Source organism: Sciscionella marina DSM 45152 (genome assembly GCF_000379465.1).
In the GTDB taxonomy this organism is placed as follows: Bacteria; Actinomycetota; Actinomycetes; order Mycobacteriales; family Pseudonocardiaceae; genus Sciscionella; species Sciscionella marina.
This window is the reverse complement of record NZ_KB905403.1, coordinates 293,982-308,514: the sequence shown is the minus strand read 5'-3', so window position 1 is coordinate 308,514 and position 14,533 is coordinate 293,982. Positions and strand designations below refer to the sequence as shown.

The following is a 14,533-nucleotide window of genomic DNA, read 5'->3' as shown; positions in this document are numbered from 1 at the left end:
GTGACCATTCAGTACTACTGGCGGCCCGGCTGCCCGTTCTGCATGATGCTCACCCCGAAGATCCGCGGGCTCGGCGTACCGGTCGAGGAACACAACATCTGGGAGGACCCCGAGGCCGCCGCTCAGGTGCGCGCGGTCGCGGACGGCAACGAGACCGTGCCCACCGTGGTCATCGGGGAGCGGGCCATGGTCAACCCGAGCATCGGCGAGGTCCGTTCCGCGCTCGCCGAGGCGGACCCCGAGTTCAGCCCGAAGCCCAGCCTCTGGCAGCGGATCACCGGCAGCTAGCACCTGGACGAGACTCTCTCCGGCGGCGAAGCCGTTTTCCTCCATCAATGCCGCGTGCACCGCGGCGGGTTCTCGGGCGCTTCCTCGCGAGGCCCCCGAGCCCGGTCAGACAGTCAGCGCCGGGCCCTCCTGCGCGGCAGCGCGGCCATCAGCACCGCGCCCGCGAGCAGCAGCCCGGTGCCCGTCCAGAACAGCGGCACCGATTCATAGGCACCATTGGTGTAGGCGAGCTGCTTGGCCTGCGGTTTCGGTTTGGCGGGCACACCACCGCTCGGTTTCGCCGCCCCGCCACCGGGATTCGTGGTACCGCACTCCACCCCGTTGGTCGGCGCGTAGGCGCGAGCCACCTGCTTCCCGAGCGTCGCCGTGGCCAGCGACTTCGGGCCGTCCTTCAGCTTGAGCAGATCGAGCGGGAGGATGTCCAGGCTGGCCATGTTCGCGCTCGCGCCGAGCTGGTACCCGGAGAACGGCGCCCCGCCCTTGCCCTTGGTCTGCGCCTGACCGTTCTGCTTGAAATCCCCGACCTTGAGCCGCAGCAGGCCGAGATCCAGGGAGAACCCGTTGCCGCCCTTGTCGTCGAGGAATTTCGCCGCTTCACCGAGCACCGGGACATTGCGCATCTCATCGAGGTTCATCCCGAACTTCTGGGTGAACTCCTGCTTCACGTTCGGCGGGATCAGGCTCGGCAATGGGAGCGAGAGCGGAGCCTGGAAGGGGTGCCGCGCGTCCACCTTGATCGGCGGCAGGAACGGCAGATGCACCTCCAGCATCGGGGCCGTGTACTCCACCTTCGAGGTGTCCTTCTTGCCCGTCGAGGTCACCGTCAGCTTCGGCTGGCTGGCGACCTTGATCTGGGTCTGGATCGGCAGGCCCTTGAACAGGGTCACATCGGCGAACTGGAAGGTCGTCGCCGAGCGGACCGCCTTGTTCTTCGTGCCCGGCATGTCCACCAGCTTCACCTGAGACCGCGAGCTGATCAGATTCGGCGCGCTGATCAGCGAGATCCCCGAGTCACCCTGCTCGAGCTGGTTGCCCTGACTCGCCTTCGGGGTCAGCGCGGACAGCGCCTGCTTCGGGTCGATGCCGCCCTTCGCCGGGTCCGTGCTCACCGCCTTACGCACCTGATCCGGCAGCGCCGCCAGCTTGCCCGGGTTCAACACATCCGAGAGCGGACCCGAGCTGCCCGGCAGATTCAGGTTCACCGCGGACAGATTCGCCACCGAGGTCGAGGAATCCGAGATCGGGCCGTCCGTGCACGGGCCGAGTGTCGGCGAATAGCGCGCATTCGCCGAGCCCTGCAACAGACCCACGTTCAACAGCGGATTCTTCGGCAGCTGCAGACCACCGTGCACCGCCTGCGGATTGTCCGGGAGCGCGGTCTGACTCAGCGCGCCCGGCAGCCGCGGCGAATTCCCCCCGAACGCGAAGCCCAGCGGGGAAGACTCCGCGATCGAACGCTCATAGTTCAGATACGCCTCCGAGTTCACCTGCGCACTCGAAGTGCCGAGGCCCCCCTCCAGCAGCGGTTGCTTCGGCAGCTGATCACCCATGCCCGGCATGATCGTCGTCGTATCCACCAGACCGGGGAGCACCTGCAGATCACCGACCGCCGAGCCGGCATCCCCGACCGCGTGGCCCAGCGGTTGCGGCCCCTGCGTGCCCACTACCGGCGGGTCGCCCGGATCCACCGGGTGCGGTACCGGAGTCGTCGGGATCGACACATCGGCCGCCGCGGGCAATGCCGTCAGCGAGCACACCAGCACCACCGCCGGCACCGACAGAGCTCTCGGCAAGCGTCCCCTCATCTGCAGTAATCCTCCTCCGCGTGCACAGGGCGACATCGACGCACCCCGCGTCACGTTCGGAACAACGAGCAGGGGCCACAGAAGTGACGGCGATCATATGAGTACACTGACCGTTGCTGCCGCCTTAGCTCAGTCGGCCAGAGCGACGCACTCGTAATGCGTAGGTCGGGGGTTCGATTCCCCCAGGCGGCTCCGGTTATGACCAGGGCGTTCCCGATTCTCCGGAAACGCCCTGGTTTTCGTTCATGGTTCGGGCCTGATCCGGCAGGACCCCGATCGAACTCCTGTACCCCCTGTTCACGACGCTGCCTGGCGGCGTGCGGCAGGCTGTGGCGATCAGCCGGTCGATTCGTTCCGCCCGGGAAACCGGATGATCTTCGCTCCGCTTTCTCCTGTGGTGTCGTGGAGCAAATCTGGAGCAGTGTTTTTCCGGACCGGTTCGCGCCGCGGTTCGGATGGATCCCGGCAGGCCGACCGCGATTCCCCGCTCCCTGCGACATCCGAACGGTCGAATTCGGAATGCCGCGACTACTCGCGCGCGGTTTCGTGACCGACCGTGTGCGTGCGGCTCGACCTGGTGTTTTCGCGTGCTGTTCACCGGCAGGTGGCGCATCGGCCATCGAAGTGTCCGATTCAGCACAGATACGCGATAGATGCTTCGGCGCGAAGAACAACCTGATAGCGGAGGTTTTGATGACAGTGTCGATTCGCCGAAGGTGGGTAGCCGTGGCGGCGGTCGGATTCGCGGTCGCGGTCGGCGCCCCGGTCGCAATCGCGCAGACCGGTGCGAGCGGACCACAGCTCAAGGCATCGACCGGGGACCGGACCAGCGAGGTGCGGCAGGCGATCCAGGGCGGTAAAGCGAAGAACGTGATCCTGTTCCTCGGCGACGGGATGGGGGATTCGGAGATCACCAGCGCGCGCAACTACGCACGCGGGGCCGCGGGCAGGCTGAACATGGACGGGCTACCGCTCACCGGTTCCTACACGACCTATTCGGTGCAGCGCAACGATCCGTCCACTCCGGACTATGTCACCGATTCCGCCGCGTCCGGTACCGGTTGGGCGACCGGCCAGAAGACCTACAACGGTGCGATTTCCGTTGACGCGTACGGGAATCCACAGCCGAGTGTGCTGGAACTGGCCAAGCGCAACGGTTACCGGACCGGGGACGTGACCACCGCCGAGGTGCAGGACGCCACCCCCGCGGTGCTCGGCTCGCACGTGGTGGACCGGGACTGCAAGGGACCGAACGAGACGAGCAAGAAGTGCGCGGCCAACGCCAAGGAGAACGGCGGCGCCGGTTCGATCGCCGAGCAGCTCGTCCAGACCCGCCCCGATGTACTGCTCGGCGGCGGCTCCGAGTACTTCGGCCAGCAGGTCAAGGCCGGAAAGTTCAACGGCAAGACCGTGCTCGACCAGGCCAAGGCGGCCGGATACCAGACCGCGAACACCGGCAAGGAACTCGAGAAGGCACCCAAGAACAAGCCGGTGCTCGGCCTGTTCGCCAAGAACGATCTCGAGCAGCAGTGGACCGGCCCGGCCGCGAAGGTCGGCGGCACGAAGCCCAGCAAGTGCGAGCCGAACAAGAAGCTGCCAGCCGGACAGCCGAGCCTCGCGGACATGACTCGTCAGGCGATCGGCAACCTGGAGAACAAGAAGGGCTTCTTCCTCCAGGTCGAGGGCGCGAGCATCGACAAGCGCGACCACGCCGCCGATCCGTGCGGCCAGATCGGCGAAACCGTCGGCTTCGACGATGCGGTCGCCGCGGGCATGGCGTACGCGCGCAGCCACAAGGACACCCTGGTCCTCGCCACCGCCGACCACGGGCACAGCAGTCAGATCATCCCGAACGACGCCAAGAGCCCGGGGCAAACGGCAACCCTGATCACCAAGGAGGGGGCGCCGATGACGATCAACTACGCCACCAACACCCCTGGTGAATCGCAGGAGCACACCGGCACCCAGGTGCGGGTCGCCGGGTACGGACCGCAGGCGGCCAACATCACCGGGCTGACCAACCAGACCGATATGTTCTCCACCCTGCGCCGGGCGCTCGCGCTGCACTGACGCCGAACGACCCACCCGCAGGCCCACTCGCCGGATCATCCGCCGCGCGTGGGCCTGCTGCTTGTTCAGCCCCTTCGACGAGCAGCGCGGTCCCTTGCCTTCGATCTAACGATCGTTTAATCTAAAGATCGTTGGAATGTTGCTTGGAGGCGGCCATGCCGGTCTGGATCTGCCCCACCTGCGGCGCGCACCATCCCGAGAGTGAGCGCCCGCCGGATACCTGTGTGGTGTGCACGGATGAGCGGCAATGGGTTCCGCCGTCCGGTCAGCGCTGGACGACCATGGCGGAACTGGCGGATGCGGGCTATGCCACGGAAATCGCGGAGCTGGAGCCGAGGCTGACCGGGATCGGGGTCACCCCGGGCATCGGGGTCGGCCAACGCGGGGTGCTGGTCCGCACGGAGCAGGGCAATCTGCTGTGGGATCCGCCGGCGTTCCTGGACGAGCAGGCGATCGCGGCGGTCCGGGAGGCCGGTGGTCTGCGGGCGGTGAGTTCGAGTCACCCGCACATGTACGGGGCGATGGCGGACTGGGCGCGGGAGTTCGAGGCGGAGGCACTGCTCCCGGCGTCGGACACGCGCTGGATCCAGCGCCCGATTCCCTCGCTGCGCCCGTGGTCGGACACGCTTTCCCCGTTGCCCGGTGTGCACCTGGTGCGCACCGGCGGGCATTTCCCGGGAAGCGCGGTGCTGCACTGGACGGGAGCCGACGGCGCGGGCGTGCTGCTGTGCGGGGACACGTTGTTCGTGACACCCGGCGAGGACCGGGTCTCGTTCATCTGGAGCGCGCCGAACCATCTACCGCTTCCCGAAGGCGGCGTGCGCGCGATCGTGGACACCCTGGAACCGTATTCGTTCGAGCGCATCTACGGCGGCTGGTGGTCCCCGGCGATCCGGGCGAACGCGAAGAAGGTCCTGGCCGACTCGGCGCGGCGCTATCTCGAATTCCTCCGTGGCACGGTGGATATCGATGGCTGAGTTTCCCGAGGAACCGATCTATGCCCAGCTCGCCCGCATCGGTAAGGCGATCGCGAACTCCGTCCGGCTGCGGCTGCTCGATCTGCTCGATGACCGGGAGCGCACGGTGGAGGAGATCGCCGAGGAATCGGGGATCGCAGTGAAGAACACCTCCGCGCAGTTGCAGCAGCTGCGCGCGGCGAACCTGGTCGCGGCGCGCAAGGAGGGCAAGCGGGTGTACTACCGGCTCGCGGACGATTCGGTCCCGGGTTTCCTCGACACGGTGCAACGATTCGCGGAGGCGCGGCTGGCGGATCTGCGCGGCGCGGTCGCCGAACAGCTCGGTGATCCGGAGGAGATGCGCCCGGTGGACACTGCGGAACTGGCCGCACGCCTGGACGATCCCGGGGTACTGGTGCTGGATGTACGCAGTGAGCGGGAATACGCGGCCGGGCACATTCCCGGCGCGCTCTCCATGCCGTTCGACCGGTTGCGCGAGCGGCTCGGCACGCTTTCTCCCGATCTGGAGATCGTGGCCTACTGCGGTGGTCCGTACTGCGTGGTTTCCCCGAACGCGGCGCGGCTGCTGCGCGAGCGCGGATACCACGCGCGCCCGCTGGACGGCGGGTTCACCCGGTGGCGGCGCGCGACCGGGGAGCAGGTGCACTAGCCGGACACCACAGGGCGCGAACCGGATCACGGAGCGCCTCGCCGGTCAGCGAACCCCTTCCCCGGCACCGGTTTGCCCACGGTGGAATCCACCGAGGCGGCCTCGGCGAAGAACCCGGCGGGCAGCAACTGGTGGATCGCGGCCGCGCCAGGCCAAGGTGTACGGACGCATCCAGGATGGTCGACCCCGTGGTATCAAGGCGGACAGCAGGAAGGAGCTCGACGTGGTGAACGCCTCGCAGGTACGAATCGGTGAACTGAACGCCCATCTGGCCCAACCCGAAGGCGACTCGCGCGGGGGCATGCTGTTGCTCCCGATGATCGACGGCATCGGCGCCCGAGTCCGCACCTTCGCCGAGGACATCGCGAACGCCGGGGTCACCACACTGTGCTGGGATGTGTTCCACGGGGCCAGCAGTGACACCCACACGCACGAGGACCTGTTCGCGATGCTCGCCCAGCTGGACGACGCGACCGCGATCGGTGAGCAGCGCGCCCTGCTCGAGTACCTGTTCGGCGAGCTCGGGCTGCGCAAGGTCGGGGTGATCGGCTACTGCCTCGGCGGGCGGTTCGCCCTGCTGCTCGGCGCGGCGGATCAGCGAGTGGCGAACGTGATCGCCTACCACCCGACCGTGCCGCTGGAGCCCGCGCCGAACCACAGCCTGGACCCGTTCACCGAGGCGCGCCGGATCGGCGCCCCGGCGATGGTGCACTATCCGGGCCAGGACACGCTGGTCCCGCGGGAGAGTTTCGAACGGCTGCGTGAGGGGCTCGAATCACGCACCGAGGCGGACACGATCACCCACCTCTATCCGCTGGCGGAGCACGGTTTCTCCAACAACACCCGGCACGAGAATCCGGTCAACCTGGTCGCCTACGAGCGCTCCTGGCCGCAGACCCTGGAGTTCATCAAGCAGACCGTGCTCTAAGCCAAGCGGGAGGAGAACAACGCCGCGAGGTGGCACGCGAAGGCACTTCGCCATGCGCGCAGCGCAGCAGGACACGGAGCTCTCGGGCGTGCTCTAAGGTTATAGCCGTGCAGAGCAGTGACGGCATCCCGGCGCACTGGCTTGTCCAGCTGCTCAAACCGAAACGGGCCGGCATCGATGTGAAGCGTTCGGTGCGGGCCGCGGTCGGCATCGCCGCGCCCATCGCGCTCGGCCTGCTGCTCGGGCAGCTCCAGCTCGGCATGCTCACCTCCAGCGGTGCACTGTCCGCGACCATGGCCATGGCTCCCGGCTCCTATCGGTACCGGGCGCGGCGACTGTGCGCGGTCTCCGGCTCGGCGACGGTCGGGATCCTGCTCGGCAGCTCGCTCGGCGGGTCCGGCTGGTGGACGGTGCTCCTGGTCTGCCTGCTCGGGATCGTGTCCGCGATCGCCTCGGACGGCAGCGATATCTCCTCGCTGGCCGGGCTGCAGTTCCTGGTGTTCGGCATCGTCGGCACCGCCCAGGCCCCGCTCGGCACGAATCCCTTCGTGGTCACCGGCTGCTTCGCGGTCGGAGCGGCCTGGGTGCTGCTGCTGACCATCGGGGCCTGGCCGGTGCACCCGGTCGCCCCGGAACGGGCCATGGTCGCCGCGGTGTACCGGGGCGCGGCGAAACTGCTCGGCGCGATCGGCACCGAACAGGCGCATCCGGCCCGCCAGGAACTCACCGCCGCGATGAACACCGCCTACGACGCACTGCTGACGGTGCGCTCGCGGCTGCACGGCAGGGACCGCGCCTACCGCAGGCTGCTCGTGCTGCTCACCTCGGCGACCACGATCACCGAGGCGAGCGTTGCCCTGCTGCATGCCAGGCATCGCCCACCGCGCGCGGTGATCGACGCGGTGCACGAGCTCGCGGACGCGATCGACGAGGACCGCGCGGCCGCGGACACCCGACTGCCGGACAACCACGCGCGCCTGGTGCGGGCGCTGCAGACCGGGATCACGAACGTACGCAAGCAGCTGGTGCACGGGGCCGATGCGGACAAGCGCCAGGCACGGGATCGGCGGACCGCGCGGGCCTGGCTGATCGACCGCCTCAGCCCTGGCCGGGAGACCTGGCTGTTCGCGGTGCGGCTCGCGCTCTGCCTCGCGCTCGCCGAAAGCCTCGGCCACCTGATCGGGCTGGAGCGGTCCTACTGGCTCGCCCTCACCACGGCGATCGTGCTGAAACCGGACTTCGGCTCGGTGTTCGCCCGCGCGGTGCAGCGCGGTGGGGGAACGGTGGTCGGCGCGGCGCTCGGTTCGCTCGTGGTGCTGTGGGCACCGCCGGGCTGGCTGCTCGTGCTGCTCGTGCTGGTGATCGCGGCGATGCTGCCGATCGGCCAGGTGCGCAACTACGGGATGTTCTCCACCTTCGTCACCCCGCTCGTGCTCGTGCAGCAGGACCTGCTGCACGGCGACAGCTGGGGAACCCTGTGGGCGCGGCTGATCCACACCGTGGTCGGCTGCGCGATCGTGCTCGTGTTCGGTTACCTGCTCTGGCCGGGCAGCAGGAGCCCGCGCCTGGGTGGGCGGATGACCGAGGTGATCCGGGCGCTTTCCACCTATCTGGAGCGCGCGCTGACCGGGGTTCCGCAGGGCTCGGCGGTGTTGCGCAGGCGGGCCTACCGTGCGCTTTCCGATCTGCGCGCCGAATTCCAGCGACTGCTCGCCGAACCCTCGAAGGCGGGTCGCCAGGTCGCCGCGTGGTGGCCGGCGGTGGTCGGGCTCGAGCGCGCGACCGATGCGGTGACCCGGTGTGCCGTGGAGATCCAGCACGGAGCCGCGCTGCCCGATCCCGAGGACGTGCAGCGCCTTGTCCGGGCCATGACCGCGCTGACCAGGCTGGTGGACCGGCCGGGGGACCGCGCGGAGTTCCCCGCGATGCCGGAAAGCGAGCAGCTGGCCGGTATCCGCACCGAACTGTCCAATGTGCGCTCGGCACTGCGTGGGATCCAGCGCCGGGAAACAGGTAAGGTCCAGGCGACGACCTAGGGAGTGCTGCCGTGCCGCTGATCGAGGATGTCCTCGCCTCGGGCACGAATCTGTTCGATTTCCTCGTTCGGGGCGGGCTCGCGGACACCAGGCGCACTCCGTCCACGATCATCGCCGAAGGCCCCAAGCAGACGGTGCATCGTTACACCGAGCAGGTGCCGGTCGAGGGGCCACCGGTGCTGCTGGTTCCCCCGCTCGGCGCGCCCGCGGTCTGCATGGACCTGCGCAGGGGCTGCTCGCTCGCCGAACATCTGGTGCTCTCCGGGCGGCCGACCTACCTCGTGGACTACGGCCCGATGGCGTTCGAGGACCGCGCGCACGGCCTCGAGTTCTGGATCCGGGATGTGCTCCCCGCCGCGATCCGCGCCGTGTCCGAGGACCGCGGCGGCGAACCGGTGCAGCTGGTCGGCTGGTGCCTCGGCGGATTGTTCAGTCTGTTGACCACCGCGGCCTTCGCCGAACTTCCGGTGAGCGCGGTCGCGATGATCGCCAGCCCGGTCGACCTGTCCAAGGTGCGGCTTGCCGATCCGCTGCGGCTGCTCGGCAAGGTCACCGGGGGACAGGTCGTCGGTACCGCGCTGCGCACCCTCGGCACCGTGCCCGCGAACCTCGTCAGCCTCGCGTTCAAGACCACCGCGCTCTCCACATATCTGCGCAAACCGTTGACCGTGTTCAAATACAGCGCCGACCGTGACGCGCTCGCCCATATCGAGGCCGTGGACGACATGATGCGCAATATGTACGGCTACCCCGGCCGGGCCATCGCGCAGGCTTATCACCGTCTGGTGCGCGCCAACGAACTCGCCACCGGACGGGTCGAGGGGCCGACGCGCACCGTGCACCTCTCCGATGTGCGAGTGCCGGTCATGAACATCGCGGGCGATTCCGATGTGCTCGCCCCGGAAGCGGCCACCCACCACGTGGTGCGGGTCCTGCCGAACGCCCCCGAGGTGCGCCTGCACACCGCACCGGGCGGGCATCTGGGTGTGCTCACCGGTCGCACGGCGGCGGAGACGACCTGGACTTACCTGGATTCGTTCCTCGACGAAAGCTGATTCGCGGCTCGCATCGTGGCTGCTTCGGTAGGTACGTCCGGTTGGCGTGGTGATTCCGGCTTGAGTTTGTTGCATTCCAAAAATCCAGGCATACGTTCACGGAGAAAGATCGCGGATTCCATGGTGTCGATCGATCGGCCGCGCGACACATTCCGCGCCAGCCTTAGCACTTCGAGCACCGACTCTGCCGTGAACAGCTCACCTCAGCGTTTCCGCTACCGATCACACACAGATCGCCTCGATAAGCGAATCTTCATCAATCCCAGTGTTCCTGAATTCTCGATAGCACGAAATGACCACCCAGAGCCGGATCGAACCTACAAACCGACCGCGTGTTCGTGGAACCGCCGGCGCAACACCTCGATACCGGATGGTTCCCTGCTCGGGTGCACGCGATTGGTCAGCAGCACGAAATACCGGCCCAGCGCGGGATCCACCCAGATGCTCGTGCCGGTGAATCCGGTGTGCCCATAGGAATCCCGTCCGAATACCGTCCCCAGTGGACAGTCCTGGTCGAATCCTTGCCAGCCGAGGCATCGGCGCAGGTTCAGCGTTTCGGTGTGGCAGGCGGTCATTTCGGCGAAGGTGTCGGCGCCGAGTAGTTCGCCACCACCGCGGACCAGCGCCATGCCGAGCCGTTCGAGGTCGTCCAGGGTACCGAACAGTCCGGCGTGCCCGCAGATCCCGCCGAGCACCACGGCGTTCTCGTCGTGCACCTCGCCGATCACCATCCGCTCGCGCCAGTGGCAGTACTCGGTCGCGACGGCCTCGGCGACCGGGCCGAACCGGGTGGCGTCCATGCCCAGCGGTGCACAGACGTAGTCCTCGACAAGATGGTCGAGGCGCCGTCCGGACGCGGCCTCGGCGAGAAAACCGAGCAGCATGAACCCCTGCGAGGAGTACTCGACCCCGGTACCCGGCCGGCGGCACAGCGGAAGATCACGCAGCGCGTCGAGGAACCCCTCCCTGCTGGGATGGTCGGCGAACAACCGCACCCCGCCGGGTAACCCGGAGCTGTGCGCAAGCAGCTGGCGCACGGTCAGCTCCGCCTTGTCGCCGCCGGTGTACCCGGGAAGATGGCTGCCGAGGGTGTCCTCGAGTCCGAGCACCCCTCGCTCGACGAGCGCCATGACCGCGAGGCCGACGATGGGTTTGGTGACCGAGGCCAGGTCCCAGTTCTCGGTGCCGTCCACCGGAATCCCGCCGTGTGCGCGATGTCCGAGCGAACCGCGGTCGATGGCCCGTTCCCCGTTCCCGACCGACCAGGCGGCCGCGGAGTACACCCGCTGCTCGGCCCCTTCCCGCAGCAGGCTCGCGAGCTCGCTCATGAGCGCACCGAGCTCAACCGTGGCCCCTGCCCGCCAAGGGTCGCGGAGACCTCGTCGGCGGCGGCGCGCACCATGGGGCCATACACCTCGATACTCTCCTCGTCCAGGGTGAACACCAGTCCGGACACGCTGATCGCGCCGATGACGGCGCCGAGCCCATCGATGACCGGGGCGGCGACACAGCGGATATCCGGTTCGTTCTGCCGATCCTCGGTGAGGAATCCGCGCTCGTCCCATTCGGCGAGCGCGGCCCGGATCGCGTCCGGGTCGGTCAGCGTGTACTCGGTGCGCGCGGGAAGCGGTGCCGTGCCGAGGACCTCGGCGCGCTCGCGCTCCGGCAGCCGCGCCAGGATCGCGCGCCCGACCGCGGTGCAGTACAGCGGAATCTGGCCACCGACCCGCGAGGTCATCCGGTACGACTGGGCTGGCTCCACCTTGTCCACGTAGATCGCCTCGCCGCCGTGCCGCACCGCGTAGTGCACGGTGTGCCCGGTGCGCCGCTGCAGTTCCTCGAGCACCGGCCGGGCGAACTGGTTGCCCCTGCTCCCCGCGAGCGCGGCCGCCGCCATCCCGAGAAAGCGCGGGCCGACGTGATAAGCGCCACCCTCGGTGCCGACCGCGAAGCCGGATTCGGCCATGGTGCGCAGCATCCGGTGCACGGTCGGTTTGGCGATCCCGGTCTCTCGCGCGAGTTCGGCGAGCCGGTGCGGGCCGTCCCCGGAAGCGAGCGCGGCGAGCAGGTCGAGCGCCTTGTCCACCGATCCGCGGACCGGTTGCCCGTCATCGGGGTTGTTGACAGCCCTTCGCATGCCGCCTAGCTTAACCAACCAGCGTTCCATCTGACGAAACGCTATGTCGGTAGATTGAATATGTCCCAAAGACGGGAGGTACCGCGGTGACCGCTCGGCGGCAGTCCAGGCGCGACGCACTGCGCCTCGGCGGTCTCGCCACGCTGGCCCCGCTGCTCGGCGCCTGCGGGGTGAGCGCAGCCGAGCCGCGTAGCCGGGTGCTGCGGGTGTCCCAGCCGGACGAGGCCAAGACTCTCGACCCGCAGAAACAGGGCGACATGCCCTCGATGAACGTGCTGATCAACATGTTCGACACGCTCACCACGAGGGGCACCGACAATCGGCTCGGTCCCGGGCTGGCGACCTCCTGGTCGGTGCTCGACGAGCAGACCTGGCGGTTCCACCTGCGCCCCGGGGTACGGTTCCACAACGGCGAACCCTGCGATGCGCACGCCGTGCAATACAGCCTCGACCGGTTGCGCGATCCCGCGACGCATTCACCGATCGTGGAGCTGCGCTATGTGGACGGCGCGACCGTGGTGGACCCGCTCACCGTGGATGTGCACACCAGCAAGCACGATCCGATCCTGCCCGCGAAGGTCTCGCTGTTCGGCGGGGTCGCCGTGCCGCCACGCTACCTGGACGAGGTCGGGCCGGAGCGGTTCGCGCGCGATCCTGTCGGCACCGGACCGTTCCGCTTCGTGTCCTGGCAGCGCGATCACGAACTGCGGATGCGCGCGTTTCCCGGACATTGGTCGGGCCGCCCGAAACTGGCCGAGCTGGTGTTCAAGCCGATGCCCAATCCGGCATCCGCGCTCGCCGCGCTGCAGAGCGATGAGGTGGACATGGTCACCCAGCTCACCCCGGACGCGGCCCGCCAGCTCGCCGGATACGGCGGGGTGCGGATCGAGAACTTCCCCGGTATGCCCACCTACTATCTCTCGTTGAACACCCGCGAGGGCCCGCTCGCCGACCGCCGGGTGCGCCAGGCGCTCAATCACGCGGTCGATGTGCCGCTGTTGGTGAAGGCCGTGCTGGACGGGAAAGCACGCGAGGTACCGACCATGTTCCCGCGCGAGGCCAACGGGTTCGATCCCGCGATTCCCGCCTACACCAGGGATATCCGGCGCGCCAGGCAATTGCTCGCCGAGGCCGGGTACCCGAACGGACTGGACACCAGGCTCACCGCGTCCAATGCGGATTCCCAGGTGGCCGAGGCGATCGCGGGCCTGCTCGCGCACGCCGGGGTACGCGCCAAGGTCACCGTGCTCGATCCGAGCACCTACAAGAGCAGGCTCACCTCCAGCAATTCCGGTGCCCTCGGCCCGATCTACCTCGCCAAGAACACCGGCTGGACCGGGGACGCGGAAAGCCTTGTGCAGTCCAACATTCGCCACGACCGCAGGCAGAGCCGCTGGCACGATCCGCGTGCGGACCGGCTGATCGACATCGAGGAAAGCGCGGTCGATCCCCGGGCCAGGATGCGCGCGTTCACCGAACTGCAGTGGCTGCTGCACACCGAGGCACCGTTCGTTTTCCTGTTCCAGCTGGACAACATCCTCGCCCGCAACGACCGGCCACGCTGGCGGCCCAACGCGGTCGGGGTGCTGGACATGGACAGCGCGGAGGTCACCGGATGAACCTGTTGCGCACCATCGCGGGCAAGATCGGCGGCGCACTGCTCGTGTTGTTCTGCGTGGCCACCGTGGTGTTCTTCCTGGTCCGCATCTCCGGTGATCCGGTGAAGGTGCTGCTGCCTCCGGATGCCACCGTGGCGCAGGAGGCGAGCCTGCGCGCCAGCCTCGGCCTGGATCGCCCGCTGTTCCTGCAATATCTGCACTATCTCGGCGGGATCCTCCGGTTCGACTTCGGCAATTCGCTGTTCTACGACCAGCCGGTGAGCTCGGTGCTCGCCGAACGGCTCCCCGCGACCGTGGAACTCGCCGCGGCCGCGCTGGTGATCGCGCTGGTGCTCGCGATCCCGGCGGGTACCCTCGCCGCGCTGCGCCGGGGCAAGAGTTCGGACACCGGGGTGATGACCGGAGTCCTCATCGGACAGTCCACTCCGCCGTTCTGGGCGGGAATCCTGCTCATCCTGGTGTTCGCCGTCGGACTGCAGGTGCTCCCCGCGTCCGGGTACGGCGGCATCGAACACCTGGTGCTGCCCTCGGTCACGCTGGCCATCTACTCGGTCGCGATGATCGCCCGGCTGTTGCGGTCCTCGCTGATCGATGTGCTCGGCGCGGACTATATGCGTACCGCGCGGGCGAAAGGGCTCGGCGAACTCGGGGTGGTGCTCGGTCACGGGCTGCGCAACGCCGCCCTTCCCGTGGTCACCGTGATCGGCCTCGAAGTGGGCAGCCTGCTCGGCGGGGCGATCCTGACCGAGCAGGTGTTCTCCTGGCCAGGGGTCGGCAGGCTGACCGTGGAAGCCATCTCGAACCGGGATTTCCCGCTCGTGCAGGCGACCGTGCTGTTCTTCGCGGCCACCTTCGTGGTGGTGAACCTGCTCGTCGACCTCTCCTACACCTTCCTCGATCCGAGAGTGCGGGTGCGCGCATGATCCGCGAAGACGACGATCGGGCGAGCATCGCAGGGCCGCCCGCGGC

General features: G+C 68.2%; 12 protein-coding genes and 1 tRNA gene. 10 read left to right on the top strand and 3 right to left on the bottom strand.

Translation table 11 applies throughout. The features are described 5' to 3' along the window. On the top strand, nt 1–288 hold the full coding sequence (locus A37U_RS0126155) for a glutaredoxin family protein (protein ID WP_020499628.1): 288 nt from the start codon (nt 1–3) through the stop codon (nt 286–288). Nucleotides 289–401: 113 nt separating this feature from the next. Here the strand turns inward: A37U_RS0126155 and A37U_RS45335 are convergent, their stop codons facing one another. Further along, on the bottom strand, nt 402–2,081 hold the full coding sequence (locus tag A37U_RS45335) for a hypothetical protein (RefSeq protein ID WP_040588761.1): 1,680 nt from the start codon (nt 2,079–2,081) through the stop codon (nt 402–404). Between the two features lie 130 nt (nt 2,082–2,211). On the opposite strand from A37U_RS45335, the gene A37U_RS0126145 reads away from it, so the two are divergent. The 7 genes from A37U_RS0126145 (at nt 2,212) to A37U_RS0126110 (ending at nt 9,808) form a co-directional block, all read left to right on the top strand. Further along, nucleotides 2,212–2,285, top strand: a tRNA-Thr gene (locus A37U_RS0126145). A 534-nt stretch (nt 2,286–2,819) separates the two neighbouring features. Then, nucleotides 2,820–4,163: an alkaline phosphatase gene (gene phoA, locus A37U_RS0126140; RefSeq protein WP_020499626.1), complete on the top strand. Its 1,344-nt coding sequence runs from the start codon at nt 2,820–2,822 to the stop codon at nt 4,161–4,163. Nucleotides 4,164–4,318: 155 nt separating this feature from the next. Further along, on the top strand, nt 4,319–5,140 hold the full coding sequence (locus A37U_RS0126135) for an MBL fold metallo-hydrolase (protein ID WP_040588825.1): 822 nt from the start codon (nt 4,319–4,321) through the stop codon (nt 5,138–5,140). Then, the gene (locus tag A37U_RS0126130) at nt 5,133–5,789 is read left to right on the top strand and encodes an ArsR/SmtB family transcription factor (RefSeq protein ID WP_020499624.1); all 657 of its coding nucleotides are present in this window, start codon (nt 5,133–5,135) and stop codon (nt 5,787–5,789) included. The genes A37U_RS0126135 and A37U_RS0126130 overlap by 8 nt, the downstream gene beginning before the upstream one ends. 223 nt (nt 5,790–6,012) lie before the next feature. Next, on the top strand, nt 6,013–6,717 hold the full coding sequence (locus A37U_RS0126120; RefSeq protein ID WP_026197615.1) for a dienelactone hydrolase family protein: 705 nt from the start codon (nt 6,013–6,015) through the stop codon (nt 6,715–6,717). Between the two features lie 107 nt (nt 6,718–6,824). Next, the gene (locus A37U_RS45330) at nt 6,825–8,753 is read left to right on the top strand and encodes an FUSC family protein (RefSeq protein WP_020499621.1); all 1,929 of its coding nucleotides are present in this window, start codon (nt 6,825–6,827) and stop codon (nt 8,751–8,753) included. A gap of 11 nt (nt 8,754–8,764) precedes the next feature. Next, entirely contained in the window at nt 8,765–9,808 is a 1,044-nt protein-coding gene (locus tag A37U_RS0126110) for an alpha/beta fold hydrolase (RefSeq protein ID WP_020499620.1), read from the top strand. Between the two features lie 317 nt (nt 9,809–10,125). On the opposite strand, the gene A37U_RS0126105 is transcribed toward A37U_RS0126110, so the two are convergent. Together A37U_RS0126105 and A37U_RS0126100 are read right to left on the bottom strand one after the other, a co-directional pair. Beyond that, complete coding sequence (locus tag A37U_RS0126105) at nt 10,126–11,136, bottom strand: serine hydrolase domain-containing protein (RefSeq protein ID WP_020499619.1); 1,011 nt, start codon at nt 11,134–11,136, stop codon at nt 10,126–10,128. Then, nucleotides 11,133–11,945 (bottom strand): IclR family transcriptional regulator, encoded by an 813-nt coding sequence (locus tag A37U_RS0126100; RefSeq protein WP_020499618.1) that lies wholly within the window; start codon nt 11,943–11,945, stop codon nt 11,133–11,135. Before A37U_RS0126100 ends, A37U_RS0126105 begins: the two co-directional genes overlap by 4 nt. Nucleotides 11,946–12,031: 86 nt before the next feature. Here A37U_RS0126100 and A37U_RS0126095 point away from each other — a divergent pair, with 86 nt between their 5' ends. Next, complete coding sequence (locus tag A37U_RS0126095) at nt 12,032–13,564, top strand: ABC transporter substrate-binding protein (protein ID WP_020499617.1); 1,533 nt, start codon at nt 12,032–12,034, stop codon at nt 13,562–13,564. Continuing rightward, a complete protein-coding gene (locus A37U_RS0126090) occupies nt 13,561–14,487 on the top strand; it encodes an ABC transporter permease (protein ID WP_020499616.1) in 927 nt (308 codons plus the stop codon). Before A37U_RS0126095 ends, A37U_RS0126090 begins: the two co-directional genes overlap by 4 nt. The last annotated feature ends 46 nt before the right edge of the window (nt 14,488–14,533 follow it).